This window comes from Rhodoferax ferrireducens, assembly GCF_049302455.1.
Classification (GTDB): domain Bacteria; phylum Pseudomonadota; class Gammaproteobacteria; order Burkholderiales; family Burkholderiaceae_C; genus Rhodoferax; species Rhodoferax ferrireducens_B.
The window spans coordinates 18,960-34,248 of sequence record NZ_JBAQMD010000096.1; the positions used below are offsets into that span (position 1 = coordinate 18,960).

A 15,289-nucleotide genomic window follows, 5' to 3' on the forward strand; every position below is an offset into this window, starting at 1 on the left:
GGGGGTGGAGCAAGCAAGACATATAAAAAATTAATACTAGCACCTTAAAAAATAAAATTATCTTTTCTTGTCACAAACTCGTAACTTTGCGTACCTGAACAAGGGCTTGTCATGAACAAACGGTAATTCAAGCCAAGCACACGAACAAAGATGGGCAAAACAATGAAACGAGTGATGGATTTGAATTCGGACATGGGGGAGGGATTTGGCCCATGGAGTATCGGAGAGGGTGCAGACGAAGCCATCATGAGTCAGATCAGCTCCGCCAACATCGCAACCGGTTTTCACGCTGGCGACCCGAACATCATGCAGCGAATGGTGTCCTATGCCAAACAACATGGGGTGGGTATTGGTGCACACCCAGGTTTTCGTGATTTGGTTGGATTTGGCCGGCGCGACATAAAGGCATCCAGCAGCGAACTGCTCAACGACATCATTTACCAAACGGGCGCATTGCGCGAATTTGCACACTGGCAAGGCCTGCGCTTGCAGCACGTCAAATTGCATGGCGCACTCTATATGCGGGCAGCAGTCGATGAAGAGTTTTCAATTGCCCTGATCAAAGCCCTGCAAGAGATTGAACCCAGCTTGTATCTGTACTGCATGGAAGCCTCGGTCACTTACCAAGTGGCCAAAAGAATGGGACACCCGGTTGTGCGCGAGTTTTATGGCGACCGTAACTACGACAAAACCGGCTCCATTGTGTTCACGCGTCAGGTTGGACAACTTGACCCGGCCACCGTCGCCGCCAGGGCGCTGCGCGCCTGCACCCACGGGGTAGTTCGAACGGTTGAAGGCGAAGACATCGCCATAAATTTTGACTCCATCTGCATTCACAGTGACACCCCAGGTGCGCTGGCCCTGATCAAGGCCACAAAAACTGCATTGACCAGCAACGGCATAAAAATTGCGTCGTTGTCAGAAGTCGTGCCACGCTGAATGAGCCGGCACTCAAAGGCCTATTGACCACAATCTGATTTGTTTGAACTGCACAGCACAACTTAGGAGCGCACAGCATGGCTGAAATTTTTTCCCCTCTCCCCGGTACGTTCTATATGCGACCCGCCCCGGATGCCCCCAACTACAAACAGGTCGGAGACAGCGTTGCAATCGATGAAGTGATCGGCTTGGTTGAGGTGATGAAGATGTTCAACGAAGTTCGCGCTGAGGTCAGCGGCAAGGTGGTGCGCTACACGATCGACAACGAAGACCCGGTTGAAGCCGGACAAGTCCTGATGATCATCGAATAGCTGATCGAAACTGGCCATTCCCACACCTCATAGCAGAGTCCTTTTGATGACAACCATGCACAAAGTACTGATAGCCAATCGCGGTGAAATCGCCGTTCGCATTGCTCGAGCCGCACAGGAACTTGGACTGCAGACCGTTGCGGTGGTGAGTGACGCCGACACCACCAGTCTGGTCGCACAGATGGCCGATCAGGTGGTCAACATTGGCCCTGCCCATCCTGCCAAAAGTTATTTGAATGCCGATGCCATTTTGCAGGCAGCACAGTCAACCGGCGCCACCATGGTGCATCCCGGCTATGGTTTCTTGTCGGAAAACGCCGCGTTTGCGCGCCGGGTCACTCAAGCCGGACTCATTTTTGTTGGACCCAGCGCAGAAACCATCGAGTGCATGGGCAACAAATCCGTGGCACGTGAGACGGCTCAAAGAGCGGGGGTACCCACAGTTCCCGGAAGCGCCGGCACGGTCGATGACGTGGAAATGGCGGCCCAAGTTGCAGCCGAGGTGGGTTACCCCGTGATGATCAAAGCGTCAGCGGGAGGCGGTGGCCGTGGCATTCGGGTGGCGCACAGTGAACCCGAACTTCGTCATCAGCTGCCTCTGGCGCAGAGCGAGGCGCGTGCGGCCTTTGGTGACGACGCCGTTTATCTGGAACGCTTCATCGCCAGGGCCCGACATATCGAGGTTCAGGTCCTGGGCGATGGAAAACGGGTTGTGCATTGCTATGAGCGCGAATGCTCACTTCAAAGAAGACGACAAAAAATTGTTGAAGAAGCGCCGTCTCCAGCGCTGTCGCAGATGACCCGCAACGCCCTGTGTGAATCAGCGGTTCGCCTGGCGAGCGCGGTGGGCTATAGCAGCGCGGGGACCTTGGAGTTTTTATATGACGACGACAGTGGTGAGTTCTTCTTTATTGAAATGAATACCCGTATTCAAGTTGAACATCCGGTTAGCGAGTTGGTGACTGGCGTTGATTTGGTGCGTGAAATGCTGCGAATCGCGATGGGAGAGCCGCTCAGGTTCAAACAGGAACAGATCGTCCTCAAAGGGGCTGCGATCGAATGCCGCCTGAACGCGGAAGATCCAGAGCGCAACTTCATGCCCAGCCCGGGAAAGCTGAGCGCGCTGCGCTGGCCTGGTGGACCCGGTGTGCGGGTAGATACCCATGTGTATGCCGGCTACACCATCCCGCCGTTTTACGATTCTCTGTTGGCAAAACTGGCCGTCTGGGACGAGGACAGGCCTGCCGCCCTGCAACGCATGCAACGAGCTCTGGCTGAAACAAGCATCGAGGGTGTCCACAACACCATTGCACTCCACCAGCAATTGCTGGCAGATCCGGCGGTCCAAAATGGGCAATTTCACACCGGCTACCTTGAGCAGTGGATGGCCCGGCGTGCGGCCGAAAAAGCCCTGGCACTGACGTCCGAGCCGACAGCTGGATTGACTGTTTAAGCAACCTTCGAGCCTTTACCTAAGGAACCTCAATGTCACTCCCTCCTGCACGATATTCATTTGGCGGCGACGAACACATCTTCGTGGAACTCAACCACGAGATGTCGCTGGAAGCGTTCTTCAAAGGCATGTCAATCACCAATGCCATTGCGCAGCGAAAGATTGCCGGCGTGACTGAAATTTGTCCGGCCAATGCTTCCTATCAGGTCCGTTTTGACCCCGATCTGATTGCACCTGACAAGTTGATGGAGATTTTGAAATCAATTGAAATCGAGTTGGGCGACGGTGCGCTGGAACTCAATACCCGCATCATCGAGATTCCCGTCTTTTACAACGACCCCTGGACCAACGAAACGCAACAGCGTTTTCGTGAAAGGCATCAGGACCCCACTTCAACCGACCTCGAATATGGCGCACGCGTCAATGGCTACGCGAATGTAGACGCGTTCATCGCGGCGCATGCGGCATCGCCCTGGTTTGTCTCCATGGTTGGCTTTGTTGCGGGGCTGCCATTCATGTTTCAGATGGTTGAGCGTGCCAAGCAGATTCAGGTCCCCAAATATCTCAGACCACGCACCGATACACCCAAACTCACGATTGGGCACGGCGGCTGCTTTGGCTGTATCTATTCTGTGCGCGGTGCGGGGGGCTATCAAATGTTTGGCATCACCCCGGCGCCCATTTTTGATCCGCAGCAAAGCCTGCCGTATGTCAAAGACTTCATGGTGTTTTTCCGCCCTGGAGACATTGTCAAATTCAAGCCCATCAACCGGTCTGAGTACGACGCTGCACTGACAAAAGTACAGGACGGAAGCTTCGACTTGCGCATCCGCGAGGTGAAGTTTTCACTGCAGGACTTTGTTAAAGATCCGAGCGCTTACAACCAACAATTGACGGAGACTTTGTATGGCAATTAAGGTACTACAACCTGGACTTGCAACCACCGTACAGGATGCCGGTCGAATTGGTTATTACCACTTGGGCATCCCGCTTTCAGGCGCGCTTGATCAGTACTCGTTTCGTGCTGCCAATCTTCTGGTCGGAAATCCGGAAGATGCCGCCACACTCGAGATAACGATGCTCGGCCCCAAGCTGGAGTTCATGCATGATGCCGTCATCGCACTGACTGGTGCGAACTTGCCGGCCAAGCTTGACGGCGTTCCCATGCCTGGCAACCAGGCCGTCGCCGTCAAGGCGGGCGGCGTCCTTAGTTTTGATTTTCTGAAAGACGGCGTGCGCGCCTACCTCGCCGTGGCGGGAGGCATTGATGTGCCGGAGGTGCTTGGCAGTCGTTCAACCTACACCTTGGGCGCCATCGGTGGTTTTTGTGGAAGAAAACTTCAAGCCGGTGACGTGTTGCCCGTGGGAGCTTTTCAGGGGCCATCGCACACAGGCAAAAAGCTGCCAGATCATTTGAAGCAAGCCTTGCCCAAGCAGGTGCAGGTTCGCGTTCTTCCCGGCTTGTACTTTCATTGGTTGACTCAGGCCTCTGGAAAGTCGTTCTTTGAAGATACATGGCGAGTGGGCCCCGAAGCGGACCGCATAGGCTATCGATTCAAGCATGGCCATCCGCTGGAATTTGAACCTCGCGAACGCCCCTTTGGGGCTGGTTCCGACCCATCCAACATCGTCGATGCGGGGTATCCCATTGGCTCGATTCAAGTACCTGGCGGTCTGGAGCCCATCGTTTTGCATCGCGATGCCGTGTCCGGCGGTGGCTACGCCATGATTGGCACGGTCATCAGCGCGGATATGGATGTTGTAGCGCAGTTGCAGCCAAATTTCCAGACTCAATTTGTCGCGGTTGACATGGCGCAGGCCTTGAGTGCGCGCGCCAAACGCAATCAACGCCTGGCTGATTTGCGACAGGCTCTATTGAATTGAATTGGGTTCTTTGACATGTTCCGGCAAGTGATGACCTTACTTGTCTTCCCCGCCTTCGCACTGGTGCGAAGTTCTTTCAACCTTGGCTTTTACTTATTGGAGACTTCATGAAAAAAATATCCGCACCCACCCTGTTCGCCGGTGTCTTGTTGACGGCCTCCTTCGCGGCCCAAGCGGCGAATTGGTACCCCTATGCGGCGGAGCAAACGGAGCCCGCGTTCTCTGACACAGGCGTGAAAAAACCGATCGACTACAGCCCGCTGCCCAAAGCAGCAAAGAAATGGAAGCTCTGCGTTTCATTTCCCCACATGAAAGATGCCTACTGGCTGGGGGTTGACTACGGTGTGGTTGAGGAAGCCAAGCGTCTTGGTGTGTCGGCTCAGATACTCGAAGCCGGTGGTTATACCAACTTGAACAAGCAAATTTCGCAAATTGAGGATTGCGTCGCCGGCGGCGGTCAGGCCGTGGTAATTGGCGGTATTTCTGCGGATGGCCTGGTCAATCTGGTCAAGTCACTCAAAGCCAAAAATATCCCAACCGTCGATGTCATCAACGGCATCAATTCTCCCGACCTGACCGCCAAGTCGCTCGTGTCCTTCTACACGATGGGACAAGAGGCGGGCGCCTATTTGGCCAAAAAACATCCCGCTGGAAGCGCCAAGGCCGTCGTCGCGTGGTTTCCTGGACCCGCTGGCGCTGGTTGGGTGGAAGCCGCCAACAAAGGCTTCACTGAGGCTGTCAAGGGCAGCTCCCTGGAAGTGATGGCCCCGATCTATGGTGATACAGGCAAGGAAGTCCAAGCCAAGTTGGTTGAGGACGCCTTGCAGTCCAACCCCGCCATCCGCTATATCGCCGGCACAGCAGTCACCGCCGAAGTGAGCCAAGGTATCGTGCGCGCGCGCAACCTGAAAGACAAAGTGCAAGTGATTTCGTTTTATTTGACCCCCGACGTCTACGCCGGCATTGAAAAGGGCACGATCATGGCGTCTCCCGCTGACGCCATGGTGATTCAAGGGCGCATAGCGATCGATCAAGCGGTGCGTGCCCTGGAAGGCAAGGACCTGATCAAGCACGTGGGGCCCAAGATTGTCACGATCGACAAAGCCAACTTGAAGCAGATTCGCCGTGATGATGTCTTGCCACCGGCATCGTTCAAGCCATTGTTTGAAGTCAAATAATGGAAACCTGCCGTGTGGGCAAGGTGCTTGTTGAGTTCACTTTTCCAGTGACATCAAAAATGGCTTTGTTCAAACAGCAGGTTAACGTGAGATGAGCGATGTTTTACTGTCCATTGAAGGCCTGTCCAAGGAGTTTCCAGGTGTGCGCGCGCTGGATGGGGTGGACTTTGAACTGCTTGCCGGCGAGGTTCATGCCATATTTGGTGAGAACGGTGCTGGCAAGTCCACCCTGATTTCCATTATTGCCGGAGCGCAGCCGCAAGGCAGTGGAACAATTCGGATGCACGGCGAGGAACTTCGATTTTCCTCCGTCGCTGATGCCAGGCGACATGGCATCAGCGCCGTTTTCCAAGAGTTCTCTTTGGCGCCTCATCTGACGGTTGAAGAAAATTTGTGTTTGGGGGAAGAGCGACTTCATCAGCGCTTCGGCCTGTTGCAGTTGTCGGCCATGTCGCGTCATGCCAGCGCGCTCCTGCAGCGCCTGAATTTTGATATTGATCCTCACAGAGTCGTTGCCACTTTGTCGCGCGCAGAGCAGCAAATGGTCGAGATCGCCAAGGCTTTGCGCGCAAAGCTGTCCGTGTTGATCCTCGACGAGCCAACGGCATCGCTGACAGAAAGAGAAAGTGAGCAGTTGTTTGCAACGGTGCGAAGTTTGAAGCAACAAGGCGTGGGCATCATCTACATCACCCATCGAATTCAGGAGATCAAACGCCTGGCCGATCGCGTCACCGTACTGCGTGACGGGAAACACATTGGTGTCGTCGATGCTGCGACGACCACCGAAGCCAAACTGATTGAAATGATGGCTGGACGCACCGTCGAAAAAATTTATCCCTCCATTGCGGCAAATCCGGGACGCTCTATTCTGGAACTTTCGCAAATGCGTGGCGGCGTCGGCATTGACGTGGACCACTTCGTTGCACGCGAAGGTGAAGTCGTTGGCGTGGCCGGCTTGGTCGGTTGCGGGAAATCAGAATTGCTGCGCATGGTTTTTGGTATTGAGCCGATGAAGTCTGGCGTCGTCAAACTCGATGGTCAGATCATCAAGAAGCCGACGCCACGGCGCATGCTCGACGCCGGTGTTTTTTATCTTCCACCGGATCGTCGGGAAGAGGGCTTGATGCTGTCGGCCAGCACGGCCGACAACATCTCGCTCAACGCATTGACGCAGCAACCGATCCATTTCCGGTCCGGGTTTTTATCACTTTCCGCGGAGAGAACGGTAACGCGCGACATCGGCCGGCGGGTAGACATTCATCCGTCAAATATGCCCCGTGCCACCGCGCTTTTGTCCGGCGGAAATCAACAGAAAGTCTTGTTCGGCCGGGGTTTGACACGGTCCATCAAACTGTACATTTTTGATGAGCCAACCGTGGGTGTCGATGTGGGTACGCGCAGCGCAATTTATTACCTGATCAAAGAGTTGTGCGAAAAGGGCGCCGCGGTGATCCTGATTTCGTCTGATTTACCTGAAATTTTGCACCTGTCACACCGCGCCTACGTCATGCGCTCCGGTCGTATAGCAGCTGAAATCGATCGCAGTTGCCTCACCGAAGCGGCAGTGCTGCAGCATTTTTTTTAGCCGGCCACGTCAATTAAGGTCATTCAGAATGAGTTCAATCGTTCCCGAGAACAATCCGAGTTCAGCTCACAAGTCCTCAGCTCGTGACTGGATCATGAAGATATTCTTGCACTGGGGTGTCATGCCCTTCCTGCTCGTGATAGCAGTCATCACCTTCAGTCTGATGTCGTCTCGTTTTCTGACGACCGACAATTTGATCAATTTGTTTCGCCAATCGGTGTATCTTGTATTGGTTTCCCTGGGTCAAATGCTGGCGCTGATTTCGGGCGGGTTTGACCTGTCTGTCGGCACCATTGTTGCTGTCTCGTCCGTCGTATCCGCTTTGACCATGGGCGCTTTGGCCCTCAGTTTTCCTGATGCCATCTGGCTGGTGATCACTTTGGGGTGTCTGGCAGGCTTGGGGGCAGCCATGTTGATTGGAATGGTCAACGGCGCAGGCGTGGCGGTGTTCGGCGTCTCGCCTTTCATCATGACACTTGGCATGCAGTCCATTGGTTTTGGCATCGCCTTGTTTTTGACGGCCGGTGTTCCTGTCTCGAACCTGCCGGATACCCTTGGAGATGTTTTCGGCTTTGGCGTGCTGCTTGGGGTTCCTGTGCCGATCTTGATGATGCTGCTGATTCTGGCCTTGATGTTTGTTCTGCTGAATTACTCTGCGTGGGGCAGGCATCTGTATGCCGTGGGTAGCAATCCAAAAGCAGCTTTGCTGTCTGGCATTCGGGTCAAGCCAGTGCTCATCAGCGCTTATGTTTTGTGTGCCTTGATCGCCGGCGTATCGGGTTTGCTGCTAACGGCAAGAACTGCGTCCGGGGATGCCAACCTGGGTGGTTCGATGGCACTTGAATCCATTGCCGCCTGTGTGATCGGTGGGGTTTCACTGCGGGGCGGCATTGGTCGACTGGAAAACGTCGTGTTGGGTGCGATATTTATCGGGCTGGTGCAAAACGGAATGAATTTGGCGCAAATCGGCTCGTACCTGCAAATTGTCGTGCTCGGTGTGCTGCTGATTATTGCCGTCGTCTTTGATCGTATCCGTCAGAGGCGCCTGTACCGGCTTTAGCCTGATGTGGGATTATGAGCCAAATTGGCCTCTAGCCCCCGTTAAATATGGGCATGTAGCTACCAAATATATAGCAACAGATCGCCACATCAAAGTCTTCAGAGTCAGCGCGAGCGCGGCGCCAACAGAGTCTGCGCGTGATGCGCCAGATGATCGGCCATGAAGGTCGAGATGAAGTAATAACCGTGGTCGTAACCGGCGTGGCGGCGCAGCGTCAAGGGTTGCCCCGCCCTGGCGCAAGCGGCTTCAAACAGATGCGGATTCAATTGCGTGGGCAAGAACTTGTCGGCCAGCCCCTGGTCGATCAGGATGCCCGCCGGGTAAGGCGCAGTGCGGCACTCGCCCATCAGTGCGCTGGCATCGTGCGCCGCCCATTGGGTCGTGTCAGCGCCCAGGTAGCCCGCGAACGCCTTGTGCCCCCACGGACACTGCGTGGGCGCGCAGATCGGCGCAAAGGCGGATACCGACTTGAACAGGCCAGGGTGTCTGAGGGCCAAGGTCAAGGCACCATGGCCGCCCATGGAGTGACCCGAAATGCCCAGGCGCTGGGCGTCCACCGGCAACGCTGACGCCAGCAGCGGCAGCAGCTCCGCGATAAGGTAAGTCTCCATGCGGTAGTGCCGGGACCAGGGCGCCTCAGTGGCATCCAGATAAAACCCGGCACCCACGCCGAAGTCCCAACTCTCGGCCTCGCCGGGCACACCGGCGCCGCGCGGGCTGGTGTCGGGCGCAATCAACGCCAGGCCCAACTCAGCCGCCACGCGCTGCGCACCCGCCTTGACCATGAAGGTTTCTTCGGTGCAGGTCAGTCCCGCTAAGTAGATCAGCGCGGGCACCTTGCCGCCGGCATCGTCGATCACGGCTTGCGGCGGCAGGAACACTGAGAACCTCATCGGCAGGCCGATGGTTGTTGATACGTGCCGGTAAAAACGCTGCACACCGCCGAAGCAGGCGTGTTCACTGAGGAGTTCGGGGGATGTGTTCATGGGGCAAGGCGTTGTTGTAGCAGTTCAAGCACGGCATCGGCAAACACATGCGGCTTTTCCTGCGGCAGGTTGTGGCCTGCGCCGGGCACGATGCGGTGTGAACGCGGGCCGGTGAAGAGGCGCGCGTGCTGCTCGGCCGCGGCGGGTGGCCGCACGCCGTCGTCGGTGCCGTCGAGGGTGACGCTGGGCACGGTGATCGGCGGTTGCGCTGCCAGGCGACGCTCGATATCGGCCAGCGCCGGATCACCGGCCACCAGGCCGAAGCGATGTCGGTAGGAGTGGATCACGACGTCCACAAAGTCCGGGTTATCGAAAGCGGCGGCGCTGCGCTCGAAGGTGGCCGTATCGAAGGCCCAGGTGGGCGACCACAGTTTCCAGAGCAGGTGGCACAGGGCACGCCGGTTGGCGCTGAGTCCCGCGCGGCCCCGCTCGCTGTGAAAGTAATACTGGTACCAGAGACTGTGCTCGTTTTCCGGCGTGTCCGGCACCATGGCTTTCGCAATGTTCTGGATGTTGTAGCTGTTCAGCGACACCAGGCCGGCGCAGCGCTCGGGCCAGAGGGCGGCCACCACGCAGGCCGCGCGGCCGCCCCAGTCGTAACCTGCGAGTACGGCCCGCGGAACCGACAGTGCATCCATGAGCGCCAGCAGGTCTGCGCCCAGCGCCGCCTGCTCGCCCGAACGCGGCGTGACGTCACTCAGGAAACGCGTGGCACCGTAGCCGCGCAGGCAGGGCACATGAACACGGCAACCCTGGGCAGCCAGCAATGGCGCCACCTCGGAGTAAGCATGGATGTCGTAGGGAAAGCCGTGCATCAGGAACACGGGCGGGCCGTCCACCGGCCCGGTTTCATACAGGGCCACATCCAGCACACCGGCTGTGACATGGCGCAAGGGCTGGAGCGTGTTCATGGGCGTGACGTCCATGTCAGTAGAGCACCACGCCGCGGATCGACTCGCCGCTTTTCATCAGGTCAAAACCTTTGTTGATGTCTTCGAGTGGCATGGTGTGCGTGATCAGGTCGTCGATGTTGATCTTGCCTTCCATGTACCAGTCCACGATTTTTGGCACGTCGGTGCGCCCGCGCGCGCCGCCAAAGGCCGAGCCTTCCCATTTGCGGCCGGTCACCAGCTGGAACGGCCGGGTGCTGATCTCGGCCCCGGCTTCGGCCACGCCGATGATGATGGAGCGGCCCCAGCCCTTGTGCGTGCACTCCAGCGCCTGGCGCATGACCTTGGTGTTGCCGATGCATTCAAAGCTGTAGTCGGCGCCGCCATCGGTGAGCTGCACTATTGTCTCAACCACGTTCTCGACTTCCTTCGGGTTGATGAAGTGCGTCATGCCGAACTTGCGCGCCATCTCCTGGCGGGCCGGGTTGATGTCGACGCCGATGATCTTGTCGGCGCCCACCATCTTCGCGCCCTGAATCACGTTCAGGCCGATGCCGCCCAGGCCAAACACCACCACATTGGCACCGACTTCCACCTTGGCGGTGAATAACACGGCACCAATGCCGGTGGTGACGCCGCAGCCTATGTAGCAGACCTTGTCAAACGGGGCGTCCTTGCGGATCCTGGCCAGCGCAATTTCAGGGACAACGGTGTAGTTGCTGAAGGTGGAGGTGCCCATGTAATGAAAGATGGGTTTGCCGTCCAGGCTGAAACGGCTGCTGGCATCGGGCATCAGCCCTTGGCCCTGGGTGCCGCGAATCAGCTGGCACAAATTGGTCTTGCGGCTCAGGCAGTACTTGCACTGGCGGCACTCGGGGGTGTAGAGCGGAATGACGTGGTCACCCTTTTGCAGCGAGGTGACGCCCGGCCCCACATCGACCACGATGCCCGCGCCCTCGTGGCCCAGAATCGCCGGGAAGATGCCTTCCGGATCGGCACCCGAGAGCGTGTAGTAGTCGGTGTGGCAAATGCCGGTGGCTTTGATTTCGACCAGCACTTCGCCGAATTTGGGACCCTGCAGGTCCACGGTTTCAATGGTCAGGGGGGCGCCGGCTTTCCAGGCGACTGCAGCTCTTGTTTTCATGGGAATGTCCTCGATATGAAGTGGAAAGACTGTAACGCCAATAGCGGCCGCCGACGCGGCTCGATCCGGCGCCGCCTTGGTGCAGGTGTTCCGCCTGCGTTGACCCGCTGTGTTTTCCTGGCCCCGGTGGGCAGGGGATCACGGCCGCGCCGTGTGAGTGTTTTGCACTTCAGCGTCAATGTCAACGTCAACGTCAACGTCAATTTGCTACTATTTATATAGCTGCTTACGCTTATTCGACGAGGTCTAGAGGTCTATTTGACCTATAAATGCGCTGACCCGCCCGTGCTGTGTTCCAGCTGCGTGGCTGAATTCTGCAACTCTTGCTGCAGCCAGTCGCGCAAGGCGACCAAGGGCGGCCAATCGTGGAGCTCGGGTGGATGCAGCAACCAATAGGTGTCTGCGCCCTGGTCCGCCAGCGCAATCGGCGACAGCTGCACCAGCCGTCCGTCGCGCAAGGCATCCGCCGCCAACAGCTGGCGGCCCAGCGCCACCCCCAAACCCTGCTCGGCCGCCAGCAGCAGCATGCCCATATCGTTGAACACCGCCACCGGCTTGATGCGGCAGCGCTGCCCGGCCAGGGCGAACCAGCGGTTCCACCGCTGGGCCTCGCCCAGCAAAGGCTCATGCATCAAGGCCGCCGGGTCGCCGCCAGCCAGGCGGCGAGCGACCTCGGGGGCGGCCACCACGATCAGCGGCGAGTCGATCAGGCAAGTGCCTGCGAGCCCCTGCCACGGGCCTTTGCCCTGCCGCAAGGCCGCGTGATAGCCCTCGCGCGGCAGGTCAATCACCTGGAGCGAGGTGTGCAAGTCGATCACGATGCCCGGATGCTGCTCACGCCAGCGCGCCATGCGCGGCAACAGCCAGTGCTGCGCGAAGGACGGCAAGGTGGTGAGGCGCAAGCTTTGTTCCGTGCCACTGGCCGCCAGCGCCGCCGCACGCACGCCCTCGTCGATTTGTTCCAGCGCCGGCTCCACCGCGCTCAGCAGCGCCGCCCCGGCTGCATTGAGCACCACGCGGCGGCCACGCCGGTCAAACAGGGCGAACCCGAGCTGCTGCTCCAGTACCCGCATCTGTTGACTGATGGCGCTGTGTGTCAAATGCAACTGCTCGGCCGCCGCGCGCAGATTGGACAGCTGGGCAACAGCACGGAACGTGGGCAAAGTTTGAAGCGGGATACGACGCATGCTGGTAAGTATATCTAACCATATTCACCACAATTAATCGCTTTTATTGCGGATGCTGGGTAGCTATGCTTACCTGACACTCAACGAGGAGTCCAACATGAACCTATCCAACTCCTGCACAACGCTGCCTTTGGCCCCAGCCGAAGGCCCCTGGCTGGTCCGGCTCCTGCGGCGTAGCGCGCGTACCAGCGGGCGCTACCTGGCCACGTTTTGGAACCTGCGCCTGGGCCGGCCCGCAGTCGAAGGCCGGCGCATGCCAGTGCGCGAGATGAGCACCGATATGCTTCGCGACCTCAACCTGCAACACTGCGTTCTTGCGCAGCGTGAACTGGATCGCTACGAGCAAACCAGGGCGGGCTTGCCGCTTTCGCATTTTTAGTCAAGCCGCCTTCGCCTCGAAGCTGCGAATCTGATACAGCGCCTCACTCAGGCTCATCTCACCGGCTTCCAGGAGCTTGCCGACCAGATGCTCGGTCAGCGGCTTGAGCTGGGCCAGCACGGCCTTGGTTTCGGCGTACAGGCGCTCGCTCTGGGCTTCCATGATGTTGCGCGTCTCCTCGTCCACCTCCCCGCTGCGACGGCTATCCTTGACGAGCGAGCCGAAATTCAGGCGGGTCTTGCGGTACATGCCCATCTCACCCACGGCGTGGTGCAGCAACTGGGTCACGCGGGTGATGTCGTTGTGCGCGCCGTTGGTCGTGCCTTCCTCGCCAAAGAACAGTTCCTCGTTGGCCATGCCGCCCAGCAGCACGCGCACGTCGTGTTCGATATCGCTCTTGGTCTTGAGCAGGTTGGACCCCTGCTTGTGAAAGACGAAGCCCAAGGCGTTGGTGCGTGGGTTGGCCTTGAGGGAAATCTTGATGGTTTTCATGTCGGCCAGGATCTGCGCCCAGTTGCTGTTGGGCAGCTTGCGTTCGTGCTCCAGGTCCACCAGGAAGTGACCCCATTCGTGCACGGCAATGATGCGGCGATCGCGCGCGCGTTCCTGGGTGGTGTTGGTGTTGACGTTGCCCACCAGCACGCGTTCCGCGGCCTGCATCAGGGTAGCGGCGGCTATCATCTCGCCCGCCTGCACGGCCGTGATGCCAGCCTGATTGACGATGGTTTCCAGGTCGGCCGGGCTGCGGCCCTCGGTCACATCCACCAGGTGACGCAAGTCAAGGTCGGGCAGCACCTTGTCGGCGCGCTGGCTCAGGTAGTGACCGATGATCGCCAGCCGCTCTTCCCGGTTGGGCATGCGAAAGTCGACCTTCATCTGGAAGCGCCGCAGCATGGCCTCGTCCATTTCCATGCTTTCGCTGTTGAAGTTGCTGGCCACGATCCAGATGATCTCGGCGTCGTTCTTGCTGCGCACGCCATCGAGCACGGACAGCAGCGTGTTGGCGGTGTCATCGTCGAATTTGCGGCGACCGCCGCGCTTCATGAAAAGGTCCTGCGCCTCGTCCAGGAAAACGATGCAGTGCTTGCGCCGCTTGGCCATGGCCATGATGCGGCTGAGCGTGTTCGAGCCACCGGCCACGAAGCCCGTTTCCAGGTTGGCGGCGGAATGAAACAGAATGGGAAGCCGCAGCTCCTTGGCCAGATAGCTGGCCAGCTTGGTCTTGCCGGTACCGGCCGGGCCGCTGAACATCACATTGAAAGGCTTGCTGATCCCGTACTCGGCATACGCCGCGCCGCGCTCATACTGGTCCTTGATCTGGGCCACCTCGGCCTTGATGTCATCCATGCCCACCAGGTCGTCGATGGAGCCGTGCACCTGAGCTGGCTCGATGAACTTGAGCGACTTGAACTGGCCTTTGAGCTGGAGATACAGGAAGACCAGCACGCCGAGCATCAGTGTGGCCGACAAGATGCCGCTGACACCTGCTTTCCAGCTGTCCTTGCCAGCCTGGGGACGGGCGCCGGCAAAGCGCTGGTCCAGACGTTCGAACAATGCAACACCGCCGGGCTTGAGCTCACTGCGAGGAATAAAGGCCAGCTTGGCGCCCCACGGCGCGGTGACGGCCTTGTCGGTGAAGATTCGGGTCTCCATGTCGCTGGGGTAATAGGCGTACTGCCGACCCTGCGATTCGATCAGGATGATGCGCTCCGATGCGTTCCACAGCAGCGGCTCGTAGACCACCGTGATGCGCTCGACCGGCTTGCTTTCCAGGAAGCTCAGCAGCGAGCCGCTGCCGAACACCACAGGCAGCTTGTCATTGAGCTCCCACACCCCCTCGCCCGCCTGCCCGGCAACGGTCATGGTCTTGACCTGCTCGGCCACGGCGGCCTGCTTCTGGATGAGCGTGAACGAATAGATGGCGGTGGCCGGAATCAGGACGACCAGGACCAGCACAGTCAGCCTGACCATCACCGGTTGGATCACGAACCAGTCCAGCAGTCGACCGGCGGCCTTCTTGATGACGAGCCAAGGACCCGTCGAGTCCGCCGCAGCGTCGCTGGGTTTCGATATATCTGACATGGGACAGTCCTTCGTGGTCGACGCCACGCCAAGTTCCGGGGCCGCAACACAGGTTTCACGGTCACGCCGGACTGAAGCCTCTTTGATGGTGCCGCCGGGGGAAGAGTCTTAAAGAACCGCCGGCTGACGATTGGCGTCTGATTCAGGCATCAAGATTCCGACCACTATGCTACGCCCAAATTTATCAGCCCGTGTGTGCGCTGGCATACCG

14 protein-coding genes are annotated in these 15,289 nt (G+C 58.4%); 9 read left to right on the forward strand and 5 right to left on the reverse strand.

Annotation, left to right across the window (positions count from 1 at the left end; all coding sequences use genetic code 11):
* Positions 1–162 precede the first annotated feature (162 nt).
* The 8 genes from WA157_RS16150 (at position 163) to WA157_RS16185 (ending at position 8,410) form a co-directional block, all read left to right on the forward strand.
* A complete protein-coding gene (locus tag WA157_RS16150) occupies positions 163–939 on the forward strand; it encodes a 5-oxoprolinase subunit PxpA (protein WP_422621938.1) in 777 nt (258 codons plus the stop codon).
* Between the two features lie 77 nt (positions 940–1,016).
* A complete protein-coding gene (locus WA157_RS16155; protein WP_296486023.1) occupies positions 1,017–1,250 on the forward strand; it encodes an acetyl-CoA carboxylase in 234 nt (77 codons plus the stop codon).
* 55 nt (positions 1,251–1,305) lie between these two features.
* Entirely contained in the window at positions 1,306–2,703 is a 1,398-nt protein-coding gene (locus WA157_RS16160) for an acetyl-CoA carboxylase biotin carboxylase subunit (protein ID WP_422621939.1), read from the forward strand.
* A gap of 32 nt (positions 2,704–2,735) precedes the next feature.
* Positions 2,736–3,620: a 5-oxoprolinase subunit B family protein gene (locus WA157_RS16165; RefSeq protein WP_422621940.1), complete on the forward strand. Its 885-nt coding sequence runs from the start codon at positions 2,736–2,738 to the stop codon at positions 3,618–3,620.
* Positions 3,610–4,587 carry a biotin-dependent carboxyltransferase family protein gene (locus WA157_RS16170; protein ID WP_422621941.1) on the forward strand — a complete coding sequence of 326 codons (978 nt, stop codon included), beginning with the start codon at positions 3,610–3,612 and terminating at the stop codon, positions 4,585–4,587. Before WA157_RS16165 ends, WA157_RS16170 begins: the two co-directional genes overlap by 11 nt.
* A gap of 107 nt (positions 4,588–4,694) precedes the next feature.
* The gene (gene torT / locus WA157_RS16175; RefSeq protein WP_422621942.1) at positions 4,695–5,765 is read left to right on the forward strand and encodes a TMAO reductase system periplasmic protein TorT; all 1,071 of its coding nucleotides are present in this window, start codon (positions 4,695–4,697) and stop codon (positions 5,763–5,765) included.
* A 142-nt stretch (positions 5,766–5,907) separates the two neighbouring features.
* A complete protein-coding gene (locus WA157_RS16180) occupies positions 5,908–7,350 on the forward strand; it encodes a sugar ABC transporter ATP-binding protein (protein ID WP_422621943.1) in 1,443 nt (480 codons plus the stop codon).
* Between the two features lie 28 nt (positions 7,351–7,378).
* Positions 7,379–8,410: an ABC transporter permease gene (locus WA157_RS16185; protein ID WP_422621944.1), complete on the forward strand. Its 1,032-nt coding sequence runs from the start codon at positions 7,379–7,381 to the stop codon at positions 8,408–8,410.
* Positions 8,411–8,514: 104 nt separating this feature from the next.
* On the opposite strand, the gene fghA is transcribed toward WA157_RS16185, so the two are convergent.
* From fghA to WA157_RS16205, 4 genes are all read right to left on the reverse strand, one after another.
* Positions 8,515–9,396 (reverse strand): S-formylglutathione hydrolase, encoded by an 882-nt coding sequence (fghA, locus tag WA157_RS16190; protein ID WP_422621945.1) that lies wholly within the window; start codon positions 9,394–9,396, stop codon positions 8,515–8,517.
* Positions 9,393–10,307: an alpha/beta fold hydrolase gene (locus WA157_RS16195; protein WP_422621946.1), complete on the reverse strand. Its 915-nt coding sequence runs from the start codon at positions 10,305–10,307 to the stop codon at positions 9,393–9,395. Before WA157_RS16195 ends, fghA begins: the two co-directional genes overlap by 4 nt.
* Before the next feature lie 16 nt (positions 10,308–10,323).
* Positions 10,324–11,430, reverse strand: a complete 1,107-nt coding sequence (locus tag WA157_RS16200; protein ID WP_422621947.1) for an S-(hydroxymethyl)glutathione dehydrogenase/class III alcohol dehydrogenase — start codon at positions 11,428–11,430, stop codon at positions 10,324–10,326.
* Between the two features lie 263 nt (positions 11,431–11,693).
* Positions 11,694–12,629 carry a LysR substrate-binding domain-containing protein gene (locus WA157_RS16205; protein WP_422621976.1) on the reverse strand — a complete coding sequence of 312 codons (936 nt, stop codon included), beginning with the start codon at positions 12,627–12,629 and terminating at the stop codon, positions 11,694–11,696.
* A gap of 85 nt (positions 12,630–12,714) precedes the next feature.
* Between WA157_RS16205 and WA157_RS16210 the strand changes: the two genes are divergently transcribed.
* The gene (locus WA157_RS16210; protein ID WP_422621948.1) at positions 12,715–12,996 is read left to right on the forward strand and encodes a hypothetical protein; all 282 of its coding nucleotides are present in this window, start codon (positions 12,715–12,717) and stop codon (positions 12,994–12,996) included.
* Here the strand turns inward: WA157_RS16210 and WA157_RS16215 are convergent, their stop codons facing one another.
* A complete protein-coding gene (locus WA157_RS16215) occupies positions 12,997–15,078 on the reverse strand; it encodes an AAA family ATPase (protein WP_422621949.1) in 2,082 nt (693 codons plus the stop codon). It abuts the gene before it with no gap.
* Positions 15,079–15,289 lie beyond the last annotated feature (211 nt).